General features: G+C 79.1%; 2 pseudogenes. One reads left to right on the top strand and one right to left on the bottom strand.

Annotated elements, in window-relative coordinates:
• A pseudogene (locus V7793_RS37550) lies at positions 1 to 916 on the bottom strand (hypothetical protein); the annotation flags it as partial.
• Between the two features lie 63 nt (positions 917 to 979).
• On the opposite strand from V7793_RS37550, the pseudogene V7793_RS37545 reads away from it, so the two are divergent.
• Positions 980 to 1,423 (top strand): annotated as a pseudogene (locus V7793_RS37545) (nicotinate-nucleotide--dimethylbenzimidazole phosphoribosyltransferase); the annotation flags it as partial.

Genomic DNA, 1,423 nt, shown 5'->3' with positions numbered 1-1,423 from the left:
CGCCGAGGCCGACGCGGCCCCCGGGGCCCCGGCCGGTGCAGCCGGGCCGGAGCAGACCGCCGTTCAGACCGAACAGGGTCAGGTTCCGGCCGAGGTGCCGCCGGTGCCGGCCGCCCCGGTCGCCGACGGCACGCCGGAACAGCCTGCGGCCCCCGAGACGCCGGAGGGGGATCAGCCCGCGCCGGAGGCGGCAGCCGTAGCCGCTCCCGTCGTGGACGCGCAGGCCGCCGTCCCGGCCGAGGTCGTGGCGCAGGTGCAGGACGCGGCTGTGCAGCCTGCCGGTTCCGTACCGGTGGCCGATGCCTCCGCCACCGCTCCGCAGGCGGAGCAGATTGCCGACGCCGCCGCTCCCGCCGTCGTGGACCCTGCGGCGGACGTGCAGGCCGCCGTCCCGGTCGCTGCCGAGAGTGCGGTGGAGGCGCAGGCCGAGGCCGTGCAGCCCGAGCAGGCGGCCGGTCCGGTGCCCGTGGCGGATGCTTCCGCCGCTGCTCCTGCCGCTCCCGCTGAAGCCGCCGCGGCCGAGTCCGTTCCGGACGCCCGGGCTGCTGTCCCGCACGACGCGCAGGTCGCCGATGCTGCCGTTCCGGCTGCTGCCGAGGCCGTGGCGGACGCCCAGGCGGGTGTCCCGCAGCCCGAGCAGACCGCCGCTGCCGAGCCCGCGGCGGGCGCTTCCGCCGTCGCTCCGCAGGCCGACCAGGCTGCCGACGCCGTTGCCGAGCCCGTAGCGGATGCGGATGCCCAGGCCGTGCCGCAGGCCGGTCCGGCTGCCGAGCCCGCCGTGGAGGCTGCCGCCTCCGCGCCGGAGGCCGCACAGACTGCGCCGGTCGACACTTCCGCTGCCGTCCCGGTCGAAGCGGGCACCGAGTCCGGTTCCGCCCCGGTCGCGCAGCCGGTCGATGCTCCGCAGCCCGAGCAAGCCGCCGTCGCCGGCACGCCCGCCGCCGAGACCGTCGTCCCGGCGGGCGAACCGTCCGCGCCGGTGGATGTGCCCGCTGTCGCCCCGCAGCCTGAGCAGGCCGCCACCGCTGCCGAGGCGGGGACCGAGTCCGGTTCCGCCCCGGTCGCGCAGCCGGTCGATGCTCCGCAGCCCGAGCAAGCCGCCGAGCCCGGCACGCCCGCCGCCGAGACCGTCGTCCCGGCGGGCGAACCGTCCGCGCCGGTGGATGTGCCCGCTGCTGCCCCGCAGCCTGAGCAGGCCGCCACCGCTGCCGAGGCCGAGGCGGGGACCGAGTCCGGTCCTGCCCCGGTCGCGCAGCCGGCCGACGCTCCCCAGCCCGAGCAGGCCCCTGTTCCCGCCGTTGCCGCCACCGAGCCGGTCGCTCCCGCCGGTGAACCGTCCGCGCCGGTCGATGTGCCCGCTGCTGCCCTGGAGCCCGAGCAGGCCGCCACCGCCGCCGAGGCCCAGGCGGGGGCCGAGTCAGGC

The organism is Streptomyces sp. KLMMK (genome assembly GCF_036961605.1).
In the GTDB taxonomy this organism is placed as follows: Bacteria; Actinomycetota; Actinomycetes; order Streptomycetales; family Streptomycetaceae; genus Streptomyces; species Streptomyces telluris.
This window is presented reverse-complemented; position numbering and strand designations above follow the sequence as displayed.